At 67.9% G+C, this 20,223-nt stretch carries 22 protein-coding genes; 9 read left to right on the forward strand and 13 right to left on the reverse strand.

Annotated features, from left to right (window positions below; translation table 11 throughout):
* Window positions 1-37 precede the first annotated feature (37 nt).
* Window positions 38-301, reverse strand: coding sequence for a hypothetical protein (locus FDA38_RS08355; protein WP_137253447.1), 264 nt, complete (start codon window positions 299-301; stop codon window positions 38-40).
* A gap of 28 nt (window positions 302-329) precedes the next feature.
* A complete protein-coding gene (locus tag FDA38_RS08360) occupies window positions 330-2,003 on the reverse strand; it encodes a sodium:solute symporter family protein (protein ID WP_233714592.1) in 1,674 nt (557 codons plus the stop codon).
* Window positions 2,004-2,183: 180 nt separating this feature from the next.
* Between FDA38_RS08360 and FDA38_RS08365 the strand changes: the two genes are divergently transcribed.
* The 6 genes from FDA38_RS08365 (at window position 2,184) to FDA38_RS08390 (ending at window position 8,101) form a co-directional block, all read left to right on the forward strand.
* On the forward strand, window positions 2,184-4,163 hold the full coding sequence (locus FDA38_RS08365) for a GAF domain-containing protein (RefSeq protein ID WP_137253448.1): 1,980 nt from the start codon (window positions 2,184-2,186) through the stop codon (window positions 4,161-4,163).
* Between the two features lie 73 nt (window positions 4,164-4,236).
* The gene (locus tag FDA38_RS08370) at window positions 4,237-4,926 is read left to right on the forward strand and encodes an arsenate reductase/protein-tyrosine-phosphatase family protein (protein ID WP_137253449.1); all 690 of its coding nucleotides are present in this window, start codon (window positions 4,237-4,239) and stop codon (window positions 4,924-4,926) included.
* Window positions 4,923-5,591, forward strand: a complete 669-nt coding sequence (locus FDA38_RS08375; protein ID WP_137253450.1) for an arsenate reductase ArsC — start codon at window positions 4,923-4,925, stop codon at window positions 5,589-5,591. The genes FDA38_RS08370 and FDA38_RS08375 overlap by 4 nt, the downstream gene beginning before the upstream one ends.
* Window positions 5,588-6,331: an aquaporin gene (locus FDA38_RS08380; protein ID WP_137253451.1), complete on the forward strand. Its 744-nt coding sequence runs from the start codon at window positions 5,588-5,590 to the stop codon at window positions 6,329-6,331. The genes FDA38_RS08375 and FDA38_RS08380 overlap by 4 nt, the downstream gene beginning before the upstream one ends.
* Window positions 6,328-6,729, forward strand: a complete 402-nt coding sequence (locus tag FDA38_RS08385) for an arsenate reductase ArsC (protein ID WP_137253452.1) — start codon at window positions 6,328-6,330, stop codon at window positions 6,727-6,729. The genes FDA38_RS08380 and FDA38_RS08385 overlap by 4 nt, the downstream gene beginning before the upstream one ends.
* 22 nt (window positions 6,730-6,751) lie before the next feature.
* Entirely contained in the window at window positions 6,752-8,101 is a 1,350-nt protein-coding gene (locus tag FDA38_RS08390; protein WP_137253453.1) for an FAD-dependent oxidoreductase, read from the forward strand.
* 4 nt (window positions 8,102-8,105) lie between these two features.
* On the opposite strand, the gene FDA38_RS08395 is transcribed toward FDA38_RS08390, so the two are convergent.
* Together FDA38_RS08395 and FDA38_RS08400 are read right to left on the reverse strand one after the other, a co-directional pair.
* Entirely contained in the window at window positions 8,106-9,311 is a 1,206-nt protein-coding gene (locus FDA38_RS08395; protein WP_137253454.1) for an MFS transporter, read from the reverse strand.
* Window positions 9,311-10,690 carry an FAD-dependent oxidoreductase gene (locus FDA38_RS08400; protein ID WP_233714593.1) on the reverse strand — a complete coding sequence of 460 codons (1,380 nt, stop codon included), beginning with the start codon at window positions 10,688-10,690 and terminating at the stop codon, window positions 9,311-9,313. The genes FDA38_RS08395 and FDA38_RS08400 overlap by 1 nt, the downstream gene beginning before the upstream one ends.
* Before the next feature lie 78 nt (window positions 10,691-10,768).
* Between FDA38_RS08400 and FDA38_RS08405 the strand changes: the two genes are divergently transcribed.
* Window positions 10,769-11,116 (forward strand): ArsR/SmtB family transcription factor, encoded by a 348-nt coding sequence (locus FDA38_RS08405; RefSeq protein ID WP_137253456.1) that lies wholly within the window; start codon window positions 10,769-10,771, stop codon window positions 11,114-11,116.
* 40 nt (window positions 11,117-11,156) lie between these two features.
* On the opposite strand, the gene FDA38_RS08410 is transcribed toward FDA38_RS08405, so the two are convergent.
* Window positions 11,157-11,756 (reverse strand): helix-turn-helix domain-containing protein, encoded by a 600-nt coding sequence (locus FDA38_RS08410; protein WP_137253457.1) that lies wholly within the window; start codon window positions 11,754-11,756, stop codon window positions 11,157-11,159.
* Between the two features lie 68 nt (window positions 11,757-11,824).
* Here FDA38_RS08410 and FDA38_RS08415 point away from each other — a divergent pair, with 68 nt between their 5' ends.
* A complete protein-coding gene (locus FDA38_RS08415; RefSeq protein ID WP_325053054.1) occupies window positions 11,825-11,947 on the forward strand; it encodes an FAD-dependent oxidoreductase in 123 nt (40 codons plus the stop codon).
* A gap of 151 nt (window positions 11,948-12,098) precedes the next feature.
* The gene (locus tag FDA38_RS08420) at window positions 12,099-12,536 is read left to right on the forward strand and encodes a hypothetical protein (protein ID WP_137253458.1); all 438 of its coding nucleotides are present in this window, start codon (window positions 12,099-12,101) and stop codon (window positions 12,534-12,536) included.
* 45 nt (window positions 12,537-12,581) lie between these two features.
* Here the strand turns inward: FDA38_RS08420 and FDA38_RS08425 are convergent, their stop codons facing one another.
* Genes FDA38_RS08425 through FDA38_RS08460 form a run of 8 tightly spaced genes read right to left on the reverse strand, consistent with a single transcriptional unit; the run spans window position 12,582 to window position 20,220 of the window.
* Window positions 12,582-13,511 (reverse strand): cyclase family protein, encoded by a 930-nt coding sequence (locus tag FDA38_RS08425; protein WP_137253459.1) that lies wholly within the window; start codon window positions 13,509-13,511, stop codon window positions 12,582-12,584.
* Window positions 13,508-13,981 carry a nuclear transport factor 2 family protein gene (locus FDA38_RS08430; protein WP_137253460.1) on the reverse strand — a complete coding sequence of 158 codons (474 nt, stop codon included), beginning with the start codon at window positions 13,979-13,981 and terminating at the stop codon, window positions 13,508-13,510. The genes FDA38_RS08425 and FDA38_RS08430 overlap by 4 nt, the downstream gene beginning before the upstream one ends.
* Before the next feature lie 10 nt (window positions 13,982-13,991).
* Window positions 13,992-14,774 carry a 2-keto-4-pentenoate hydratase gene (locus FDA38_RS08435; RefSeq protein ID WP_137253461.1) on the reverse strand — a complete coding sequence of 261 codons (783 nt, stop codon included), beginning with the start codon at window positions 14,772-14,774 and terminating at the stop codon, window positions 13,992-13,994.
* Between the two features lies 1 nt (window position 14,775).
* The gene (locus FDA38_RS08440; protein WP_137253462.1) at window positions 14,776-15,873 is read right to left on the reverse strand and encodes a mandelate racemase/muconate lactonizing enzyme family protein; all 1,098 of its coding nucleotides are present in this window, start codon (window positions 15,871-15,873) and stop codon (window positions 14,776-14,778) included.
* The gene (locus FDA38_RS08445) at window positions 15,870-16,661 is read right to left on the reverse strand and encodes an HpcH/HpaI aldolase family protein (protein WP_170989627.1); all 792 of its coding nucleotides are present in this window, start codon (window positions 16,659-16,661) and stop codon (window positions 15,870-15,872) included. Before FDA38_RS08445 ends, FDA38_RS08440 begins: the two co-directional genes overlap by 4 nt.
* Window positions 16,658-17,887, reverse strand: coding sequence for a glycoside hydrolase family 172 protein (locus tag FDA38_RS08450; protein ID WP_137253464.1), 1,230 nt, complete (start codon window positions 17,885-17,887; stop codon window positions 16,658-16,660). The genes FDA38_RS08445 and FDA38_RS08450 overlap by 4 nt, the downstream gene beginning before the upstream one ends.
* Window positions 17,888-18,889, reverse strand: coding sequence for an aldo/keto reductase (locus tag FDA38_RS08455; protein WP_137253465.1), 1,002 nt, complete (start codon window positions 18,887-18,889; stop codon window positions 17,888-17,890).
* The gene (locus FDA38_RS08460; RefSeq protein WP_170989628.1) at window positions 18,886-20,220 is read right to left on the reverse strand and encodes an ABC transporter substrate-binding protein; all 1,335 of its coding nucleotides are present in this window, start codon (window positions 20,218-20,220) and stop codon (window positions 18,886-18,888) included. The genes FDA38_RS08455 and FDA38_RS08460 overlap by 4 nt, the downstream gene beginning before the upstream one ends.
* Between the last annotated feature and the right edge of the window lie 3 nt (window positions 20,221-20,223).

Below are 20,223 nucleotides of genomic sequence, written 5' to 3' on the forward strand. Positions count from 1 at the left end.
GTCGCCGGCCGATAGGGATGCCTCATCGTGTCCTTGTTCATTCGACGACCACCGGACGGTAGCGCGACCACAGCAGAAGACAGACCGCGAAGACCGTCATGGCGAGACCGGCCCACAAGTTGGCGTTCACGCCGCCTGTCTTCAGGCGATCCTGGGCGGAGTCCGCGACGAGGCCCACGATGATCAGCACGATGCCGTAGAACCCGATCAGCGCGCCGATCACGTTGCGGATGTCGAAAGGCCCGGCCCGATGCCGTACGTCGGCCTCCGGGCCGCTGCCGTCGTGCTGTTCGTTGCTCATCTCCGTCTCCTTCGGTTGATGACGATGCTCAGCGGAAGATCACGTTGAGCGCGACCACGAGCACCAGCGCGAGTCCGGCGAGCTTGGTCGGCGAGCGGTACCAGGTCAGCCGGCCCGCCATCGGGTCGGTGCGCTGCTCCTTGGGCGTCTCCGAGTAGACGAGTCCGGCCAGCGCCGCCGCGGGCTTGGGAGCCGTCGCCAGGCTGACCACGACACTGACGGCGACATCGACGACGAACGCCACCCCGGCGGCGACGAAAGCCGCGCCCTGGCCGGGCAGGTTGATCACGCCCGCCAGGTTGACCGCCCAGACAGCGACAGCGCCCACCGTTCCGGCGACCAGCCCTACCCAGCCCGCGGTCGCGGTCATCCGCTTCCAGAACATGCCGATGATGAAGGTCGCGAACAGCGGGGCGTTGAAGAACCCGAACAGGGTCTGCAGGTAGTTCATCAGGTTGCCGTAGCCCGATGCGATGGCCGCCGTACCGATGGCCAAGACGGTGGCGCCGACGGTCGCCCACCGGCCGACCTTCAAGTAGTACCCGTCGGGCCGGTCCTTGCGGATGTACTGCTGCCACAGGTCGTAACTGAAGACGGTGTTGAAGGCGGAGATGTTGGCCGCCATGCCTGCCATGAACGACGCGAGCAGGCCGGCCAGTGCGACGCCGAGCAGCCCGTTCGGCAGGATGTCGCCCATCAGCAGCAGGATCGAGTCGTTGTAGGTGACCCCGCTGGGGGCGCCGCCCGCCTTGAGCTGGACGATCTGCGGCACGAGGACGCCGGCGATCATCCCGGGAATCACCACGATGAACGGCAGGAACATCTTCGGGAACGAGGCGAGGATCGGCGTACTGCGGGCCGCCGACATCGATCGGGTCGCCATCGCCCGCTGGACCTCGACGAAGTTCGTCGTCCAATAGCCGAAGGACAGCACGAAGCCGAGACCGAAGACGATGCCGATCACCGACAGGACCGAGTTGCCGAACCCCGACAACTGGTTGCCGGGCCAGGAGCTGAGCTGCTCCGCGCCACCGCCGGCGGCGACCTTGACCTTGTCGATCAACCCGCCGATACCGCCGACGCGGTGCAGCCCGATCAGCGTGAGCGGCAACAGTGCGGCGACGATGACGAAGAACTGCAGGACCTCGTTGTAGATCGCCGCCCGCAGCCCGCCGAGGGTGATGTAACTGAGTACGATCGCGGCGGCGAGCAGCAGCGCGACCCAGAGCGGCCACCCGAGCAGCGTGTTGACCACGGTGGCCAGCAGGTACAGGTTGATGCCGGCAATGAGGATCTGCGCCAGTGCGAAGCTGATCGCATTGACCAGGTGAGCGCCCGGCCCGAAGCGCCGGAGCATGAACTCGGGGACGCTGCGCACCTTCGACCCGTAGTAGAACGGCATCATCACCACGCCGAGGAACAGCATCGCCGGGACGGCGCCGATCCAGTAGTAGTGCACGGTAGGCAGGCCGTACTCCGCGCCGTTCGCGGACATGCCGATGATCTCGACGGCGCCGAGGTTGGCCGAGATGAACGCCAGCCCGGTCAGCCACGCGGCCAGCGACCGGCCCGACAAGAAGAAGTCGAGGCTGTCGAAGACCCGGCGGCGGGCGGCCCAGCCGATCAGCACCACGACCGCGAAGTAGCCGAAGATCAGCACGTAGTCGATGACGTCAGCGCCAAGTTTCAGTCCGTTGTCCACGGTGACCAGGATCGTTCGCCGGGCGGGTGCCGGGCATCGCCGCCAACCGGCATCCACTGTTCTCGCCAGGAGGAAGCCTGCGTACCTGCTAGCGGGTGGCACAATCAGGAGAGGTTCGGCGGTCCGCCGCGGGCGCCTGCGGCGAGCAAGCGGCCGTCGGTGTGCGAGGGAAGCGATGTGATGGCACGGAGCCGGCTGGCACTGCCGAGCGTCCGCTGGCTGCGCGGGCTGCTGGCCGGTGTGGCGCTGGTCGCAGTCGTGACCGGCTTCGTCGCGCTGCTCAAGCCGTATGTCCCGGTCTTGAATCTGCTGGTCGTGTATCTGCTCGCGGTGCTGCCGATCGCCGTGGTGTGGGGAGCGCGGCTGGCGGCGATCACCTCGGTCCTCAGCGTGGTCGCGTTCGCGTTCTTGCTGCCGCGCCAGGGGTCGCTCTGGATCGCCGACTTCCGGAACCTGGTGGCGCTCGGGGTGTTCCTGGTGACGTCGTTCGTGGTGGCCGAGCTGGCGGCGCGGTCGCGACGCGCGGCGGTCGAGTCGGCCCGCCTCACCGAGGAGCAGTCGGCGTTGCGGCGGGTCGCGACGCTGGTCGCGGAATCGGATTCGCCGGCGACGGTCTTCGAGGCGGTGACCCGGGAAGTCGGGCTCCTGTGCGGGGCCGACCTGGCCCGGATGGAGCGGTACGAGGCCGATGGGACAGTGACCGGAGTCGCCGCCTGGAGCAGGGTGCCGGCTCGGCTCTCGGTCGGTACGCGCTTCGAGCTGCTCGGACTCAGTGTGGCGCGGGAGGTACGGCGTACGAGCGGTCCGGTCCGGCTGGACAGTTTCGTGGGTGCGACCGGGGAGATCGCCGAGGAGGCCCGCGGGCTGGGTATCCGTTCGTCGGTGGGCGGCCCGATCCTGGTCGCCGGACAGGTGTGGGGCGTCATTGCCGCCTCGACGAGAAGCATCGAGCCCTTCGCAGCGAACACGGAGTCCCAGATCGCGCGCTTCACCGAGTTGGTTGCCACCGCTGTGGAGAACGCCGAAGCCCGGGCCGAACTCAGGCGACTGGCCGACGAGCAGGCCGCGCTGCGGCGGGTGGCGACACTGGTCGCACGCGGGGGCGAACCCGAGCTGGTGTTCGATCTGGTGGCCGAGGAGCTGGGTCAGCTCACCGACGCCGACATCACCGGGATCTTCCGGTTCGAGAGCGACGGAACAGCGACCATGATGGGCAGCCGCGGCCTGCGCGCGGGCGAGATGGGCGTCGGCGAGCGCCGGATGCTCGAGTCGCCGTCGGCGATCGCGTCCGTTCAGGCGACCGGCGAACCCGCTCGGTACGACGTTGATGACGGGCTGCGTCCGCAGCTGCCGCCGTTCCTTCGCGGCTGGGGAGTCCGGTCGGCGGTGGCCAGTCCGATCAACGTCGAGGGGCGGTGCTGGGGCGGCATCAGCATCGCGTCGCAGCATGAGCCTTTCCCGCCGGCCACCGAGCAGCGGATGGTCGAGTTCACCGAGATCGTTGCCACCGCGATCGCGAACGCGGAGAGCCGGGCACAGCTCGCCGCGTCGCGGGCACGTGTAGTCGCCGCCGGAGACGAGATGCGGCGGCGGCTCGAGCGGAATCTGCATGACGGCGCACAGCAACGACTCGTGTCGCTGGCGCTCGTACTGCGCGTCGCCCAGCGCGACGTACCCGACTCCTTGCCTGGCGTGCAGTCCGGCATCGGCCAGGCCGTCGAGGAACTCACCGAGGTCGTCGACGAGCTGCGCGAGATCGCCCGAGGGATCCACCCCGCGATCCTGGTCGACAACGGCCTCGGCCCGGCCCTGCGAACTCTGACCCGGCGCTCGTCCGTCCCGGTCGCCCTGAAGATCGGTGCCAAGTCGCGCTACCCGGCGCCGCTGGAGGTGGCGGCGTACTACGTGGTGGCCGAGGCACTGACCAATATGGCCAAGCACGCCAACGCAGCTCACGCCGAGGTCTCGCTGGAGGAGCGCGACGGCAGGCTGCGGTTGTCCATCCGGGACGACGGCGCCGGCGGAGCGGAGCCACGCGGAGGCTCCGGCCTGATCGGTCTGCACGACAGAGTGGAAGCTCTCGGCGGATCGATCCTCGTCATCAGCCCGCCCGGACACGGCACGGCGATCTACGTCTCCCTTCCGCTGGAACGCGCCTAGCTCGGCCAGACCACGGTGAGGGTTGGGGCCCTGCGTGTTGACAGTTCGGATTAGCTCAGCGAATATTGAGGCAATGAGCGTTGAGCGAGATTCCTTGGTTGAGCGGGCGCGGGTGCATGCGGCGCTCGGTGATCCTGCGCGGTTGGCGATTGTGGATGCGTTGGTGGTGGGGGATGCGGCGCCGGGGGAGTTGGGGGCGTTGCTGGAGATGCCGACCAATCTGGTGGCGCATCACTTGAAGGTGTTGGAAGAGGCCGGGCTCGTGGTCCGCGGGCGGTCGGAGGGGGATCATCGGCGGACGTATGTGCGGCTGGTGCCGGAGCGGTTGGCGTCGGTGGTGAGTTCGTCGTTGTCGGATGTGCCGCGGGTGGTGTTCGTGTGTACGCACAACTCGGCGCGGTCGCAGCTGGCGGCGGCGATCTGGGCGCGGCGTAGTCATGTGCCGGCGGTCTCGGCGGGGACGACGCCTGCCGAGCGTGTGCATCCGCGGGCGGCGAAGGTGGCGCGGCGGCGCGGGCTGGATCCGGGCAAGTGGCGGACTGCTCAAGTTGTCGACGTTGTGAAACCGAAGGATTTGGTGATCGCGGTGTGCGACATCGCGTATGAGCATCTGCCGGCCGAGGCGCGACCGCGGGTGCATTGGTCGGTGCCTGATCCCGCGCCGACGAACACGGACGCGGCCTTCGAAGCGGCGTACGACGAGATCGCCGGCCGGATCGATCGCCTGGCTCCACTGGTTTCACCAAAGGGGACGCAGTCATGACCGACGTTGTGTGGCATCACCGCGAGGATCTGTCGATCGATCAGCACCTCGCACTGCGAACGGCAGCGGCCCGGCTGAAGGTGCAGTTCGACGCGTACTACGGAGCCGAGACAATCGAGCGCTTCCTGCACTCGAGCTACGACCAGTTCGCGACCGGCAGCACGATCCCGAACTTCCTACCCTTGCTGGCCGAGCGGTTCGCGCGCCAGCGGCTGACGGCACTCGCGAAGGTCGAGGGGCATCAGGACGACGGCCGTCCGGTGGTGCTGTTCCTGTGCGTACACAACGCCGGACGCAGCCAGATGGCGTTGGGGTTCTTCGAGCACCTGGCTGGTGACCAGGCGGTCGGATGGTCGGGCGGTTCGGAGCCGGGCATCGAGGTCAATCCAGCTGCGATCGCCGCGATGGCCGAGCGCGGCATCGACATCTCGACGGAGTACCCGAAGCCGTGGACCGACGAGGTCGTGCGTGCGGCCGATGTGGTAGTCACGATGGGCTGCGGTGACGCGTGCCCGATCTTTCCTGGAAAGCGTTACGAGAACTGGGATCTCGCCGATCCCAATGGTCTGGAGGTGGCCGACATCCGCCCGATCCGTGACGAGATCGAGCGCCGGGTCCGTGAGTTGCTCGGCGAGCTCGCCGTACCTGCTGTGAGCGGCCGGTGAGCGCGACTCCGTTGTGGCGTCGTGCAGTTGCCGAGGGCATCGGAACCGGTCTGTTGGTCACCGTCGTCGTCGGGTCCGGTATCGCGGCGGCGAAGCTGTCGCCGGACGATGTCGGACTGCAGTTGCTCGAGAATTCGTTCGCGACCGCGCTCGGGCTGGCTGTGCTGATCCTGATGCTCGGGCCGGTCTCGGGCGCGCACTTCAACCCCGTCGTGTCCGCCGCCGATTGGTGGCTCGGGCAGCGCGACGGCAGCGGCCTGAGCCTCCGCGAGCTCGCGACGTACATTCCGGCGCAGGTTGTGGGCGCGATCGCTGGGGCCATTCTGGCCAACCTGATGTACGGCGAATCCGCGGTCTCGTGGTCGACAACGGATCGATCAGCTCCGCATCTGTGGATCGGTGAGACGGTCGCCACCGCCGGGCTGATCCTGTTGATCTTCTCGCTGGTGTGGTCGGGCCGGGCAGCGATCGCACCTGCCGCGGTCGGCGCCTACATCGGTGCCGCGTACTGGTTCACCTCGTCGACGTCCTTCGCCAACCCCGCCGTCACTATCGGCCGCGCGTTCAGCGATACCTTCGCGGGCATCGCGCCGTCATCTGTGCTCGGGTTCGTCTTCTTCCAGCTGTTCGGGGCGATCGTCGGCGTCGGCCTCGTGGTCGTTCTCTATCCCAAACTCGGCAGCGCGGCGGATGTCGTCGTACCGCATGCCGACACCACCGACTCTGGAGTCGCTTCGTGAGCAAGCCCGTCGTGCTGTTCGTCTGTGTGCACAATGCCGGCCGGTCCCAGATGGCGGCGGGCTGGCTGCGCCACTTGGCCGGGGACAGCGTGGAGGTCCGCTCGGCAGGGTCGGCCCCGCGGGATCAGATCAACCCGACGGCCGTCGAGGCGATGAACGAGGTCGGGATCGATATCACCGGCAACGTCCCGCAGTTGCTGGAGTACGACACCGCCCAGACGAGCGACGTCATCGTCACGATGGGCTGCGGCGACGCGTGCCCGGTGTTCCCTGGCAAGCGGTACGAGGACTGGGAGCTCACCGATCCGGCCGGGCAGCCGATCGAGGTCGTACGCCAGGTCCGCGACGAGATCCGCGACCGGGTGGAGAAGCTTGTGGGTGAGTTACAGGCCCCGTGACGGACAACAGGAGCTGGAGACGATGCGGATTCTGGTGATAGGCGGTTCGGACGCTGGAATCAGTGCTGCACTGCGGGCGCGCGAGTGCGACCCGGCCAGCACGGTCACGATGCTGGTCGCGGACGCGTACCCGAACTTCTCCATCTGCGGCATCCCGTACCGGCTGTCCGGCGAGGTCGCCGACTGGCCGGACCTTGCCCACCGTACGACGGCCGAGATCGTTGCGACCGGCATCGATCTGCGCATCGACCACACAGCGACCGCGATCGATCCCGCTCGCAAGACCGTCACGGCGGTGACACCGGACAGCGAGGTCGAGCTCGAGTACGACCGGCTCGTGATCGGCACCGGCGCGGTGCCGCTGCTTCCGCCGATCGCTGGTCTCGACGCTCTCGGCCCGGCCGACGGCGTACATCTGCTTCACACCATGGACGAAGCCCGCGCGCTCGACGACGACCTACGTGCGCGCGACGCGCGACGGGTGGTGATTATCGGCGCGGGCTATATCGGTATCGAGATGGCCGAGGCGCTGACCAACCGCGGTATCGGCGCCACCGTTCTGGAGCGGTTCGACGGTGTCCTTCCTCGGACCCTCGACCAGCAGTTGGCCGACGAGATCAGCGCCGAGCTCGAGTCCCACGGCGTCGAGGTGCACTGCGGTACTACGGTGACCGAGGTACGGCGCGACGCCGGCAACCTGACCGTCGTCGCCGCCGAGGCCAAGTGGGCCGCCGATGCGGTCCTCGTCGTCAGCGGAGTCGCCCCGAACAGCGCACTCGCCGCCACGACCGGTGTGCGGGTCGACAAGCGCGGCGCGATCGTCGTCGATCGGCAGATGCGTACGAACGTCCCTGATGTCTGGGCTGCGGGCGACTGCGTCCATACCCACCATGCCCTGCTCGACGAGCCGACGTACTTGCCGCTGGGAACCACCGCGCACAAGCAGGGCCGGGTGGCCGGCGAGAACGCGGCGGGTGGGCAGAAGGAGTTCGCCGGGATCGTCGGCACGCAGGTCGTGCGCGTTTTTGATCGTGTCGTAGCCGCGACCGGTCTGCGGGAGGTCGAGGCGGCCGGATACTCGCCGCTGACGGTGCAGACGACCGCGGACGACCACAAGCGCTATTACCCCGGCGCGACTCCGATCCAGATCCGGCTGACGGGTGACCGCGACACCGGCCGGCTCCTCGGCGCTCAGCTGGTCGGCACGCACGGCGCTGAGATCGCGAAGCGCGTCGACACGTACGCCGTCGCGCTGCAGAACGGACTGTCGGTCGAGCAGCTCCTCGATCTCGACCTGTCCTACACCCCGCCTCTCGGAAGCCCGTGGGACGCGACCCAGCTTGCCGCGCAAGGCTGGCTGGCAGCCCGATAGCCGGTCAGCGTCGGATGACGGGAATCCGCTGTACCGCGAGGAGCAGTAGACCTGCGAGTGCGCACGCCGCGGCGACCAGCAGGACGAGCGTCCGGTAGCCCAGTGCGGCGGCAAGCAGCGCACCGCCGAGTGGTGCGGTGGCCTTTGCGATCAGGATCGGCGCGGCCAGCGTGCCCGCGATCGTGCCGTAGCCGGTGGCGCCGTACCGCTGGAGGAGGATCGCCGGGGTTGCGATCGAGGCGACCCCGAAGCCGAGGCCGAACAGGACGAGGCAGGCGATCGCGCCGAGCAGGTACCGTCCGACAACAGGCAGGAGGGACATCGCCGCGCCTTGCCCGACCAGGATGAGTCCGACGATCGTGGCCATCGGCAACCATCGGGTCGAGAGCGTGGTGACGACGCGGCCGGTCACCGACAGCAGGCCGAGTAGGCCGGCGAGCGTGGCCGCGACGACGGCGGGATGGCCGAGGGTGATCAGATACTGGACCAGATGTACGGCGATCACGGCCAGCGCGGCGCCGTGGAGTACGAAGGTTGCTGCGAGCAACCAGAAGGCGGGATCGCGCGGTACCCAGGTCGAGCGGCGGAGGTGTAGTTCGTGATGCGGGGCGGCGGCCGTGCGGCGCAGCCCGATCGCGTGGAGGGGGATGGTGAGTGCTGCCAGCGCGATGGCGAGTACGACGAGCGCCGGCCGCCAGTCGATCCGGTCGACCAACTGCCCGGTGAGCGGGATGAAGATCGAGCTGGCGAATCCGGCGACGAGTGTGATGCCCAGCAGCGCCTTGGCCCGCCACTGCGGGTCCGTGGCTGCCACGACGACAGCGAACGCCGGCTCGTACAGCACCATCGCCGACGCCACACCGACGAAGACGAATGCGACGTACAGCTCTACCGCGTTGTGGACCTGCGACCATCCGAGCACCGCGATGGATCCGACCATCGACCCGGCAGTCATCAGGGCGTGCCCGCCACGGGCGTCGAGCCAGCGCCCGACCGGGATCGACAACAGACCCGCGACCAGGACGGCGGTGGTGAGGGCACCCGCGGCCGTGGTGTGCGAGATCCCGAGGTCGGTGCTCATCGGGCCGAGGATCACGCTGAAGGCGTAGTACAGAACGCCGTACCCGACGGTCTGCGTGATGGCGAGCGAGCCGACGAGCCGGCGCGGTCCGGGGCCGGCCGTGACAGCCGGCCCCGGAGTCGCTGTCATCAGTTGCAGCAGCCGGACTGCGTGGTCGGCTCGGCGTCGATGACCGTCAGCAGACCGCCGGTGATGCCGGTGGCCAGCCCGCGGCTCACGGGTGCCTCGACGCTGACCGGTGCCGGTCCGCAGCAGCCGCCTGCGGACTCGTCGGCGGAGTCGCCGTACGCGAGGTTCGACGAGCACACGCCGGTCTCCGGCAGGTTCAGCTGGACGTCACGTGCAGCTTCCCAGTCGCCGGCCAGCGCGGCGACGACCGAACGCGCCTGCTCGTAGCCGGTGGCCAGCAGGAACGTCGGCGCCCGCCCGTACGACTTCGCGCCGACCGCGTAGTACCCGGGCTCGGGGTGCTGGAGTTCGTCGACGCCGTGTGGCGGGACGGTCCCGCAGGAGTGCTGGTTCGGGTCGATCAACGGCGCCAGCGCACGCGTCGAGCCGAGGATCGGGTCGAGGTCCAGCCGCAGCTCTCCGACCATGTCGTGGTCGGGGCGGAAGCCGGTCGAGTTCACCACCGTGTCGGCCACCACCTGCTGGTCTCCGGCCGTGAGCGCCACCCGGCCGTCGGCCGTGCGTGCCATCGACTCGGTGCGGAAGCTGCTGACCAGCTCGACGCGCCCCGACTGGACCAGCCGCTTGAGCCGTGTGCCGAGCGCGCCCCGCGCGGGGAGCTCGTCCCCGTCGCCGCCGCCGTACGTGCGTGCCTGGTCGGTGCCGCGGACGACCCACACGACTTCGGTACCCGGCTCGTGGTCGACCAGCTCGCCCAGCTCGAGCAACGTGGTCGCAGCGGAGTGACCGGCGCCGACGACCGCCGTACGACGACCCGCGAAGCGCTCACGGTCGCGCCCGAACACGTCCGGCAGCGCGTGTGAGATCGCGTCGGCCACGTCGCCCTCGCCGCGTGCCGGGATGCCCGATGCACCAAGGACGTTGGGACGCCGCCAGGTGCCGGCTGCGTCGATCACGGCGGATGCCAGTACCTCGTCGCCGTCCGCGAGACGCAGCAGGAACGGTGACGTCTCCCGTCCGGCCGTGCGGATCCGGTCGTACCCGACCCGGGTCACGGCGACGACTTCAGCGCCGTACCGAACGTTGTCGGCCAGCGTCTTGGCGAGCGGCGCGAGGTAGTCGTCGATCAGGTCGCCGCCGGTCGGCAGTTCGTCCAAGTCGGGCTCGAGCCAGTCCGATGCCTCGAGCAACCGACGCGCGGCGCTGTCGATGTCGTAACGCCACGGGCTGAACAGCTTCACGTGCCGCCACTCGTCGATCGCGGCCGCAACACTCGGCCCCGATTCGAGCACCAAGAACTCGACTCCGCGTTCGGCGAGATGCGCCGCCGCGGCCAGTCCCACCGGGCCCGCTCCGATGACTACCACCGGCTCTGTCACGATCGTCCTCCGTGCTGTCTAGATACTTGTCTAATCACGAAGCTTGCCTCCTGATTAGACAAGAGTCAACATAGACACATGCCGAAACAGGAACTGACCGTGCTGAACACGTGCTGTACGCCGATCTCCGAGGCCGCCCTCGACCCGGCCCAGGCCGCGGACGGCGCCGCGGTGTTCAAGGCACTGTCCGACCCGATCCGGCTCCGCCTGATGTCGATCATCGCCTCAGCCGGCGACGAGGTCTGCGTCTGCGACATCACCCCGAACTTCGACGTCAGCGGCCCGACAATCTCCCACCACCTGAAGGTCCTCCGCGAAGCCGGCCTCGTCGACTGCGAACGCCGCGGCACCTGGGTCTACTACTGGCCCCTCCCTGAACGCCTCACCTGGCTCTCCACCCTGCTGTCGGTCCCCTCACCCGCCTGACCAACACCAGCTGGCACCGCTGCGACAGCGAGCGGTTGGGTCAGGGCTGAGGGGTTGGAGGTGTTCGGAGGTTCATTCGTTCGCCGGGTCTGGCGAAGATGCTGAGGATCTCTGACGGTTCGTGTCCAGTGCTGCCGAACCAGTGCGGCAGGTGGGTATCGAACTCGGCGATCTCGCCTGGCCCGAGTACCCAGTCTTGTTCGCCGAGGACGAGACGTAGGTGCCCTGACAGGACGTAGATCCACTCGTGGCCGTCGTGGGCTCGAGGCTCCGGGGTGGTCTTGCCGGTCGGGATGACGATCTTCCACACCTGCATGCCGTCGGGTTGCCGGGTGAGTGGGATGACCGTCCGGCCCTTGACCTTGCCTGGTTTGAGGCGGATTCGCGGGTCACCGACCTCGGGTGCGTCGACCAGGTCGTCCAGCGGCACCCGGTAGGCCTGCGACAGAGCGAGCAGCAGCTCCAAGGTCGGTCGCCGGTGTCCGGTCTCAAGTCGCGAGAGCGTGCTCTTGGAGATGCCGGTCGTGGTCGCCAGACCGGCCAGCGTGATGCCGCGCAGGGCACGAATCCGCTGCAGCCGCGGCCCGACCTGCTCGAGTACGGCAGCGATGGCGCCTGAGGTGTGGTCCACAAGCCTCATCTCACTGCGAATTCCCACAAACAGCAACGATCCTTGGCGAGAGATCCTCGCGGACCCAGTCTGATCCCATGAGTGAGTACGACGTAGTTGTCATCGGCGGAGGGGCCGCCGGCCTGTCCGCCGCCCTGGTCCTGTCCCGGGCCCGCCGCAAGGTTGTGGTGGTTGACGCCGGTTCGCGGTGCCGATTGTGATCTACGGCGTCATGCCTCAGCTGCACCGACTCCGGATACGCATCCTGACTCGATCCGCCAAACCGCTCAGCCCGGCCGAACAACCACAGCCGCACCAGTCGCACTGACGCTGATCAACCGACGCAATCTACAGTCCGGAAAGGATCTCCCGATGGCGACGATCACCGCACCTTCGGCGCACACGAGCCCGGCCGACCTGCCGCTCTACCGCCTGCACCTCATGCGAGCCGGATACCTCCTCATGGGCATCGGTCTCGCCGTCGTCAAGTGGCCGGCCGTCATCAGCCACAGCGACTCCTGGCCGCTGTTCGAGGGAGTCGTCGCCTGCATCCTCACCGCCATGTCGCTCCTGGCATTCCTCGGATTGCGCTACCCCGTCCGGCTGCTACCCATCCTGCTGTTCGAGTCGATCTGGAAGATCATCTGGCTCGCCGTCGTGGCGCTCCCCAAAGCAGCCGCGGGCACCATGGACGCAGCCACCCAGGAGGTCACGATCAACTGCGCAGTTGTCATCGTCATCCTCGCGGTAACCCCGTGGCGGTACGTCTGGCAGCACTACGTACGCACTCCCGGCGACAGCTGGCGCTAATCGCCGAGAGATCACCACGGTGACACCCGGTCGTCGCTGGCGGTCTTATGCCAGTGCTACTGGGCGGAGGGCGAAGCCGGCCGTGATGCCGCGGAGTTTGGGCACCAGAGCGATGTAGCAGAACCGGTAGGTCCGGCTGGCCGCAAGCTCTTCCAGGTAATGCAGTTCGCCCATCGGTACGCCCTGCTCGACCAGCAGGTACGAGTGCACCGGTGACTGGTTGTCGCCGTCGACGGGCGGCATCACCTCGACTGTGGACGTGTCACTGCCGATGAGCATCGCGCCGCAGTCCTCGACGAGCCATCGTGCGCTCTCAAGCGTGAGACCGGCGGTGTCCGGTCCGGTGAGCGCGGTGTGGTTCGCGCCCACTTCGCCCCAGTGCCGCAGCGCACCGGTGCGGATCAGGACGACATCTCCGGGACGTATCTCGGTCTCCTGCCGGCGCAAAGCGTCCTGCAGGTCGGTCGGAGTGATCGGGTAGTGCGGGGAAAGTTCGTCGACTCCCGCGGCCACATCGATCAGCACGCCGGGCGCGATGATCGGCGGGAACGTGTGTGCTGCCGACCTGTCCGGCCCGAAGTCTCGACCGTGCGCCTCGGCGGTTGCGCCGTTGTACCAGTGCTCGTCGGGGCCGAGCGTGGCGTGGCACAGCCCGTCGATCTGCGTCCCTGCGTGGTCCGAGACGACAACGAGGGAGGTGTTGAAGCTGACGCCCGGAGCGCCGAGCTCCGTGCTGGCGTCGGCCGTGAGCCCTTGTGGCGTACGGAACGCAACGACCTCGGTTCCGACGTGCGGACTGGCAAGGAACGACGTCCGATCGACGAGGACGCCGAGGTCGTACGCCGCACCTGTCTTGATCGACTGCAAGGCGGCGAGGCGCGACGAGGCATCGATGGTGTTGAGGGCGCCGATCTCGTCGTCGGCGCCCCACACCCAGCCCCAGCCGCGCGACTGTTGCCAGCCGCGTTGGGTCATGCCGGTTGTTCCCGCGTGATCGGCGACTTCAGCGGGTAGCCGCGCTCGGCGTAGTCGAAGCCGCCGAGCTCGAGCTGTTCGAGATCACTGTCCTGCGGCGAGGCGTAGTACGCGCGGATCTCGCGGATCAGGCCACTTTCGTGGTCGAAGATGTACCACTCGTCACCGCGCAGCATCTTGTGGTGGTAGGTCTTGAAATGAGTCCACTCGATGACGGCTCGCGCCGACGCGGGATCGGTGATGACCTGGTCGACGGTCCAGACCGAGCCGACCGTCTCGACCGCCTTGACCCAGGCCGTGGCGATCGCTTCGGCGCCGACGAACGGTCCGCCGTACATGCCGGGCGGGAAGTAGTGGACGCCGTCATCGACGAAGCAGGCCTGGATCTTCGCGGCGTCAGCCTCGTTGCAGGCATCGAAGTAGGTACGGATGGTCTGCTCCATCCGCTCGTGCGTGAGAACGCTCGACATACCAATCCTTTCAGCTGAAGAGGCAGGAGACGCTGCCCAACGTGTCGAACTCGGCGACGTAGGTCTCGCCGGGCCGCACCGGAGCGGCGCGGGTCATGGAGCCGGACATCACGTAGTCGCCTGCCCTGAGCGCTCCGCCGTACTCGGCGATGGCGTTGGCCAGCCACGCAACCGCAGCTGCCGGATGCCCGAGTACGTCGGCGCCGCTGCCGGTGTCGAACTCGTTGCCGTCGCGGAGCAACCGAACCCGCTCGCCGACCAGATCGAGCCCGGCCTCGTACTTCGTTTCCGGTCCGAAGACGCATCGGGAGCTGCTGCCGTTGTCGGCGACGGTGTCCGCGAACACGATCCGCCAGTCGTGAACCCTGCTGTCGATGATTTCCAGCGAGGGCAGAACGCTGACGGTCGCGTTCAGCACGTCGTCGGCCGTGACGTTCGGTCCACGGAGGTCCTGACCGAGCACGAACGTGATCTCGGGCTCCACCATCGGCGCGATCAGTTGCGAGCTGACGATCGTGCCGCCGACGGGCACGACCATGTCGTCGAACAGATGGCCGTAGTCGGGGGTGTCGATCCCGAACAGGTCCTGGATCGCCTTGCTGGTGCAGCCGATCTTCCGGCCGACGAGCCGGGCTCCGCGTTGGGTACGCAGCCGTACGTACTCCTCCTGTACGGCGTACGCCGACGACGGGTCCAGATCCGGATGCCGCGCGCTCAGCGGCTCGAACGGTATTGCGTTCTGCTCGGCCAGGTAGATCTCGCGTCCCAGTTCGGCCACGGTCCTGGTGTCCATGTCACGCCACCCGGTACTGCGCGAACGCGTCGTCGGTGAACGTGGTCGACGCGCCCGGCGTCTCCGACACGTGGAACACGCCGGCCCGGATGTCGGCGGGCTCGTGGAAGAGCTCCTGCAGCCAGGGAATGCATTCGATCATCGGGGATCCGGGATGAGCGACGCCGAGGTGCTGGTGGACCCTCATCATGTCGGCGTGATGTGGAATGACGGGGACGTGGTAGGAGTTCGCGAGCTCGGCGACGGCGAGCCACTCGGTGATGCCGCCGACCCGGGTGGCGTCCACCTGCACCACGCCGATGTTCCCGCGCACGATCAGGTCACGGAACGCGGTCCGGGTGTAGACGTGTTCGCCGACCGCGATCGGGATGCTGGTGGCATCCGCGATCCGGGCGTGTCCCTCGACATCGTCGGGGTCGATCGGCTCTTCGAGCCAGCCGATGTCGAACTCGGCGAACCGTTCGGCCCAGGCCACCGCCCGCGTCCGGTTCCAGCGCTGGTTGACATCGATCATCAGGTCGATGTCCGGGCCGAGTGCGTCGCGCACGGCGGCGACGCGGCGCAGGTCCTCGCGCGGATCGTCCTTGCCGATCTTCATCTTGACGCCGGACCATCCCTGGTCGACGATCCTCGACATCTCGTCGATGAGTCGTGGGACCTCGAAGTTCAGCCAGCCGCCGTCGGTGTTGTACGAACGCACCTGTCCTTGCTTGTGACCGCCGGCCAGTCGCCACAGCGGCAGTCCGCAGTGCTTGGCCTTGAGGTCCCACAGGGCGATGTCGACCGCTGCCAACGCCATGTGCGTGATGCCGAGCCGGCCGACCCAGTGCGCGTCGGACCAGTAGAGCCGGTCCCAGTGTCGTTGGGTGTCGAGCGGATCCTCACCGAGCAGCAGTGGGGCGTAGATGCGGTCGAGGATGTCCTTGATGGCGAAGTCGCCGTGGGTGAGTGTGCTCGTGTAGCCGGTTCCTTCCAGTCCTTCGTCGGTCCGGATCCGGACGCCCGGAAGCCCCCATTTGTCTGCCTGGTTGAATGCGTCGGTCACCCGCCGTGGGATCGGTGCGTGCAGGACAAACGACTCCACCTCGACGATCTTCATCGTGATCGGCCCTCCGTGTTCAGGTCGTGAAGCTCTTCCACAGTGCGGCGAAAGCCGGCACCGGCCATCGCGATGTCGGCCGACAGTGCGGCCAGCCGGGCGCCGGCCCGTTGCCAGCGGGCGGCGGCGTGAGGCGTGGGGCAGTAGATGCCGGTCCCGATGCCGGTGCGGGCGAGGCGGTCCATCAAGTCCTGGACCTTCTCGAGCACCAGCGGATGCTCGGGCTGGCCGGGGAGGCCGAGCGACGTCGAGAGGTCCACCGGCCCGACGAAGACTGCATCGACACCGGCGACCGCGGCGATGTCGTCGAGGGCGGCAAGTCCGTCCTTTCCTTCAACCATGACGAGTACGGCGACACCGGCGTTCGCCGTGGTCAGGAACGACTCGGTGCCGTCGTAGCCCGCGGCGCGGACGTAGGGGTTGAGGCTGCGGGACCCGTCCGGTGGGAACCGTGCGGCGTCGACCGCGTCGTGGGCGTCGGCGGCGCTCTCGACATGCGGCAGGACCACTCCGTCGACTCCGCAGTCGAGCACTCTGCCGATGGTGGCGGGAGTCCGCTCACCCAACCTGGCCAGGACATAAGCGCCGGCGCCGTGCCCGGCCGCAACCATGCCCGGCAGATCGTCGACCGAAATTGGTCCGTGCTCCAGGTCGACCAGGACGGCGTCGAACCCCGCGTCGGCCAGCAGTTCCACCATTTCCAGGCGCGGGATCAAGAGGAATGTCGCCGTCAGCCGAGTGGTCGGATCCGCGAGCACCTCCCGCAGCGGACGCCTGTCCGTCGTCACGCGAAGTCCCCCAGCAGGCGTTCGGTCTTGTCCCATTCGCCGCGGTAGAACGCGGAGCCGAGTTCGTCGAAGCGCAACAGCGCCAGCGGATCGCCGTTCTCGCGAGCGCGTCGGGCGGTCTGGATCATCCGCTCGTACAGGTCTTCGTAGCGGTCGTCGAGCGGTGGCAGGAGATCCGTCCGTGACGGCAGCGACGGCTGACGCGTCGCGACCGGGTCCTGGTACCAGTACGCCACGGACGCATAGCCGTTGGCGAAGTTGTTGGCGTGGCCGTGCTCGAGGGTCCACCGGATGCTGCGCTCAAAGCGGATCGGGTCGTGCACGTACCAGCGGTACATGCCGGTCAACCCGGCGAAGTCGGGCGACTCGATCATGTGGAAACCGGTGTACGCCGAGGAGTACTCGACGTTCGGGCATGCTCCACCGCCGAAGATCTCCTCCGTGCCGGTGCCATGGATGTTCGGCGGCCAGGTGGCGCCGTCGAGGAACACCATGTCGTCGCCCTCGCCGTACCAGCCGCCACCCTTGTTGTTCACCTGCAGGTGCAGGCCGACCATGTGACCGCGGCCCTCGGCCTCGAGCGCGACGTAGTTGTCGGCACCGGTGAGGTTGACCGCGTCGTGGAGAGTCTGGTTCGGGGTGTCACCGATGGCCTCGGTGGTCAGCTCCTGCCGGAACTGTGCGTGGAAGTGCAGCGTGTCGTCCGGCACCGGCTCGGCGTACACGTCGTAGTCGACGTGGAACCACAGTGCGCCGTGCGGGCCGCCGAGGGTTTCGGTACCGCGGTTCTCGAGAGTGATCAGCGCGTGCTCGGAGAACGGCATCGGGAAGTAGCAGTTGAGACCGTGCGAGGGGCCGTAGCCGGGGTTGACCGCCATCATCTGGCTGGAGAACTCGCGGATCCGTGCGTGTGAGAGTCCGAAGAAGTCGCCGAGCGGGACCTCGACCGACGGAACGCTCGATCCCTCCCAGTAGCAGCGGATGATCGCGTCGCGGTAGTCGGTGATCCGCGGCATGATCATCGCCGCGTAGAAGTGGGTGACGCAGCCCGGGCCGTCGTGCTCCATCAGCGTGACGGTCTCGCCGGCGCCGACCGAGAACCAGTCGTGGTTGCCGCCGGTCCGGTCCCACGAGCTCGACCGGCGCGAGACTGCGCGGACCGGGCGGAGCAGATGGCCGGCCTGCAGGGCGTGCAGCGGGTGGGTCGTTGCCACGTTCAAGCTCATTCAGATCTCCTCAGGTACGGGCGCGTCGTCGCGAAGTAGGTGCTCTGCCTTCAGGTCGAGCCAGAGCGCCGCTGGAATGGGCAGGTCGAACAGAGCCACGTTCTCCTCGACTTCGGCCGGTGTCCGGGCACCGGTGAGGACGGACGCGACCGCGGGATGACCGAGAGGGAACTGCAGGGCGGCGGCCTTGACGGGGACGTCGTGGCGCGCGCAGACCGCACCGATCCGCCGGGCGCGTTCGACGATCTCCGGCGCGGCGTCGGCGTAGTTGTAGTACGCCTGCCGGTCGGGATCGATGAGTACGCCGCTGTTGAAGACGCCGCCGGTGATCACCGAGATCCCCCGGTCGAGGCATTCCGGCAGCAGGTTGTCGAGCGCACCCTGCTCCAGCAGCGTGTACCGGCCGGCGAGCAGGAAGCAGTCGAAGTCGCCCGTGCGCGCGAACCGGGTGAGCATCTCGGCCTGGTTCATGCCGGCGCTGATCGCCCGGATCCCGCCGGCTGTCTTGAGGTCCAGCAGAGCCCGGCGCGAACCCTCGAGGGCGTCGTCGTAGTGATCGTCAGGATCGTGGATGTGGGCGACGTCGACGCTGTCCAGGCCCAGCCGACCCAGGCTTTCGTCGTACGACCGGATCGTGCCGTCGTAGCTGAAGTCGTAGACCGGGTTGACCGGCGGGGTGCCGTGGAACAGCGATGGTTCTTCCGGCTCGACCTCGCGCAGCAGGCGGCCGACCTTGGTGGCGACCGTGAACTCCTCGCGCGGGAGCTTCGACAGTTTCTGCCCCAGCCAGGTCTCCGAGAGACCGTGTCCGTAGAGAGGTGCGGTGTCGAAGAACCGGATCCCCGCGTCCCACGCAGCCTGGATTGTGGCGTCGGCGACGGCTGGGTCGGTCACCTCCGGCCAACCCCCGAGTGGAGCCGTGCCGAGACCGAGTCGGGTCACCTCGACGTCTGTACGACCGAGGCGCACCCGTTGCGTCGCTCGGGTCGGACGATGGCTCATCGCTGCCGCCCGAGGATCGTCGTCAGGCCTGAGCAGACCTTGTCGACCGCCTGCTGGGTCGTCTCCTGACCCACGATCGCGACCTTGAACTCGTTGTTCCACAGGGTTTGCGCCTCGGCGCCGTTCGCGAAACCCACCGCGGGTTTGCGGTTCGTCTCGGTGAGCTGGTCGAGGATCAGCTGATTGTCGGCGCGGTGCGCGGCCCCGCCGTACCCGAGCCACTGCTCGCTCAACGCGAGGTTCTTCATCGGCGTGATGGACCGGCCGCCGTAGATGTCCAGCCAGCTCTGCAGGCCCTCCTTGCCCGACATCCACTTCACCAGCGTCCACGCATCGTCGCGGTGCTTCGTCGTGGCCGAGATGCCCCACATGTCGGTGAAGACCGGGATGATCGGAGCCTGCCCCTGCGGGCCACGCGGCACCGGTCGGACGGTCCAGTCCATGCCCTTCGTCGCAATCAGGCCCGGCCGTAGCCACGGTCCGAAGATGCCGAACCCGATTGCACCGCCCAGGAAGGCCGCGTTCTCGGCGTTCTGCGTGCCGAACGACGCGAGCGCGCCCGGGGTCGGCGCGGCGTTGTCCTTCACCCGGAGCCCGAAGTAGTAGTCCAGCGCCTCGACGGCTTTCGGGTCGCCGAGCTTGCAGTCCTTGCCTTCGTAGACCTCGCCGCCGTTGGTCCAGACGAAGGGTGACCAGTTCCAGTCGGCGTTGACCAGGATCGTGCCCCACTTGGTGACCTTCGAGCCGGTGTTCAGTTTGGCGGTCAGTTCCTTTGCGGTGGCGCGGTACTCGTCCCAGCCCCAGTCGGCGGCCGGCAGCGGGACGTTCGCCTTGGTGAACAGGGTCTTGTTGAGGAAGACGATGACGTTGCTGAGGTCCTTCGGCATCCCGTAGAGCTTGTCGTCCAGCTTGCAGCCGGTGACCGCCTGCGGCCAGTACGCCGACAGGTCGACCTTGTCCTGGGAGACGAGATCGTCCAACGGGAGCAGGGCTTTGCGTGCCGCGAACGATTCGAACTGCCCGGAGTTCAGCATCATCACGTCCGGGGCCGCGCCGCCCGCGATCATCTGCTGGAGCTTGGTCGAGCCGTACGGCCCACCGTTGACGATGTTGACGAGTTCGACCTTTATCGAGGGGTTGGCGCCCTCGAACTTCTTGACGAGCTGCTGCATCGCCGTCAGTTCCTCGGCGCCCAGCCAGACGGTGACCTGGAGCTTGCCGCCGCTGGTCTGGCTCGAGCTCCCACCGGAGTTGCAGGCGCCGAGCAGTCCGGCGCCGGACACCGCCGCTCCGGCGGCGAGCAGTCCGCGGCGGGTCAGTGTTCTTTCCATCAA

Origin of the sequence: Kribbella jiaozuonensis (assembly GCF_005233875.1) — a bacterium.
Taxonomy (GTDB): Bacteria; Actinomycetota; Actinomycetes; order Propionibacteriales; family Kribbellaceae; genus Kribbella; species Kribbella jiaozuonensis.